General features: G+C 68.4%; 3 protein-coding genes. All 3 read right to left on the reverse strand.

Annotated features, from left to right (window positions below; translation table 11 throughout):
• Positions 1-352: 352 nt before the first annotated feature.
• A complete protein-coding gene (mdoH, locus tag Q0629_RS08235; protein ID WP_298781265.1) occupies positions 353-2,413 on the reverse strand; it encodes a glucans biosynthesis glucosyltransferase MdoH in 2,061 nt (686 codons plus the stop codon).
• Entirely contained in the window at positions 2,410-2,799 is a 390-nt protein-coding gene (locus Q0629_RS08240; protein WP_015556067.1) for a hypothetical protein, read from the reverse strand. The genes mdoH and Q0629_RS08240 overlap by 4 nt, the downstream gene beginning before the upstream one ends.
• A 4-nt stretch (positions 2,800-2,803) precedes the next feature.
• Positions 2,804-3,497, reverse strand: a 694-nt coding sequence (locus Q0629_RS08245) for a glucan biosynthesis protein (protein WP_298781269.1), incomplete at its 5' end; no start/stop codon positions are given.

Here is a 3,497-nt window from a genome sequence, read left to right on the forward strand (position 1 = left end):
GGTCGGGAGCATCGCCGGATACGGCTACGACTGCTCCGTCACGGACTGCACGAGCACCCTCGTCTGGAGCGGCGGGGCGATTAAACAGGTTGGCCTGATGCACAGTGCGGGCGAAACGCCCGACCCCATCGGCCTGGATTATTACGCGGGCGAATGAGTGACCGCAAAATGAAAAAGTGAAACCTTAAGGGTCTGTCTGAATCGAGGCCAGCCGCTCTGCGGCTGGCCTTTCTGCGTTCTTGAAGATGTAGAACATCCAGTTCGTCGGCGTCCTGAAGTAAAGCCGATGCCCGCGGCCGTTCAGGGCCTTCCGAATTTCTTGCGCGGCTGCGCCGCCGGCGCGGGGTTCGCCCTACAGGCCCCAGGGGGCGCTCTGCCGCTCCGGCAGCGTCCAGACCCTCCGGTGCAGTTCCCGCATCGAGTCGGGGCTGTTCAGCAGCGCCATCTTCTCGCCTTTGGACAGGGGCTCTCCCGACAGGGCCCGATCGACCAGCGCAGGATCCAGACGCCTTCTCAGGCGGCGGTTCATGGCACGGTGCAGGGCATTCGTTCGGGGGTCCGCCACAGCACGGCGGAAGCCTTCCTCCTGGGGAAGGCCCAGGGGCGAGTAGCGGCGGCGTTCCGCCAACGCCTCCGCCTTGTCCGTCAACTCGCGGGGCGCGTGGAGCTCCTCCGGGATGGCAAACAACCCGAGGCGGGCGGCGGCCCGGCCCAGGGACGCCCGGCTGGTGAACACGGACAGCGGCACGGAGAGCGCGAGCGGAAGGACCACGGGCAGGAGCCAGAGGAAGAAGGACGGGGTCACCCGATGGAGCAGCCAGCCCCACGTCAGGCCGATGAGGACCGCCCACCAGTGCGCCCGGACCGCCTCGCCCCACGTCGTCCCGCGGTCGTCCCGCGACTGCCCTCCCCAGCCGGTCCCCCAGCCCAGAAGGGTCACGACGACGAATCGGCTGTGGCAGATCATGCGTATGGGGGCCAGTAGCATGGAGAGGAGCGTTTCGCCCGCCACGCCCAGCAGCACCCGCAGCGCGCCGCCGTAGCGCCGCGCGCTCCGCGCGATCAGCAGGGCGTGGATCAGGCAGAGGAGCTTCGGCAGGAAGAGGAGGAGGGCCGTGCAGCTCAGGAGGGTCAGGGCCCACTCCGGGTACCAGACGTGCCACTGGGGGAACAGCATGTTGGGCTGCGGGAAGTAGTTGGGCTCCACCAGGACGTCCAAGAGCGCCTGGACGGAGCTTGCGATCAGGAAGATCAGCCACAGCAGGGCAGAGCCGTAGGACAGGATGCCGTTGAGGAAGAGGGCCCGGTGCGTGGGGAAGAAGCCGTAGGTGAAGATCAGGCGCAGGTGCTGAAGGTTCCCCTGGCACCAGCGCCGGTCGCGCTTCAGCTCGTCGATCAGCGTCGGGGGCGTTTCCTCGTAGCTGCCGTCAACTCCATAGGCCAGCCACACCTCGTAGCCCGCGCGGCGCATCAGGGCGGACTCGACGAAGTCGTGGCTCAGGATCTCCCCGCTGAGGGGCCCGCGGCCCGGCAGCTTCGGCAGCTCGCAGTAGCGCATGAAGGGCTCGACCCGGATGACGGCGTTGTGCCCCCAGTACTGTGCGTCGCCCAGCTGCCAGAAGTTCTGTCCGGCGGCAAAGACCGGACCGTACAGGCTGTTGGCGAACTGCTGCACCCGCGCGATCAGGGTCTCCCGGTTCACCCCCCTGGGGGGCGTCTGGAGGATCCCGATCCGCGGGTTCCACTCCATGGCGTCCACCATGCGCACCCAGGTCGTCCCGGCCATGACGCTGTCCGCGTCCAGCACGATCATGTAGCGGTAGTTTCGCCCCCAACGGCGGCAGAAGTTGGCGACGTTGCCGCTCTTTCGCTTCACGTTGGAGGGTCTGCGGCGGTAGAAGAGGTGCCCGTCCATCCCCAGGCGCTCCCGCAGCCCGTACCACGCCTCCTCCTCGCGCACCCAGACGTCGGGGTCCGTGGTGTCGCTGAGGATGAAGACGTCGAAGCGGCCCTCCTGTCCCGTGGCGGACAGGGAACGCCACATCGCCTCCACGCCCGCGCCGACGTTTTTCGGGTCCTCGTTGTAGACGGGGATGAGCACCGCCGTTCGGACGTCCTGTGGAAGGTCCGGCAGGGGGGCGTCGGGGTCGATGATCCGGTAGCCCTGGTATCGGAAGAGCAGCACGAAGAACCCGAAGAGCGCCGTCCAGAACCCCGTCGAGATCCAGGCGAAGAGGACGCCGAACAGGGCGCACAGGAGCAGCTCCACCGGCGCGCCGCCCTGGTGGGGGAGCAGGGCGGACATGTAGTCTGCGGCCAGGACGGAGGGGACGACGATCAGCGACAGAAAGAGGCAGCGGCGCCAGAGCGCGGAGCGACGCCAGGCGGGCCGGGCGTTTGGGGCGGGCGTCATCGCGTCCGGCCCTCCTCAGACCGCCGGAGCCTCCTGATAAGGCCCCTCAGAGAAAATCCGCCGCGCGTCATGGAGATGCGGGCCGGAGGCATCGACCCCCGGTTGTAGGGCGGGACGGGCACCGGAAGGGCGTCCGCGTCGGGCAGGAGCCCCCGGTCGGCGCACAGCGCCCTCAGGGCCTCCATGGCGGTCTTCATGTCACAATCCTCGGCATGAGCGGGGAGCGTTTCGCTCGTCCCAGAGGGGCAGAGCTCGTCCATGGTTTTCAGCACCAGCTCCAGCCCCTCCCGCGGGGGGAGGCGAAGGGCCCGGACGTAGAGGAGCAGGCGGTCCCGCAGGACCTCCTCGGGGCGGGGGGCTTGAGGGTCGCAGCGAGTCGGGGTCATGGCCCTACCTCCCAAACACGTAGGTCCAGGTTTCGGTGAGGGGGTCCGGAAGGTTTTCCCCCTTCTTGAGGACCGCGGAGAGGCGCACCGCGGGCGGCACGGCCGGAAAGACGGAGAAGCCTCCGCCCGCGTCCACCTCCACCTGGAAGGAGAGCCGCCAGCCGCCGGTGCGGGAGTTCTTCTCCAGGTGCTTCTGCACCAGCTTGGCCCCTTCGACCTCCACGATGCTGGTGATCCCCGAATCCGGGGGCAGGTCGTTCAGCTCCCCGCCCTTGAAGTCCACGAGGAAGCGCACCCAGTTCTTGCGGTCGCCCATCGCCTGCCGCGTGGCCACAACGCGCCCCAGGGGGTGCAGGCGGTGCTCAAGCCCGCTCCAATAGAGCGTGCAGGCGCCCTTGAGCGGCTCGTCGGGGCTCTCGCGGTTGGGGAGCCAGAAGGCCACGACGTTGTCGTTGTACTCCGAGTCCGTGGGGATCTCGATCAGCTCGACCCGGCCGGGTCCCCAGTCCCCATCGGGCTCGACCCAGAGGGAAGGTCGTTTCTCGTACTCCGCCTCCAGGTCCTGATAGCGCTCGAAGCTCCGACCGCGCTGCAGCAGGCCGAAGCCCAGAAGCCGCTCCGCCGGGATGTCAGTGACGCCCAGCCGCTCTCCGTTGCGCAGGGCCCGCCACTGCCAGACGTCGTCGTCCCTGTGGACC

It is taken from the genome of uncultured Fretibacterium sp., from assembly GCF_938030725.1.
Lineage (GTDB): Bacteria > Synergistota > Synergistia > Synergistales > Aminobacteriaceae > Fretibacterium.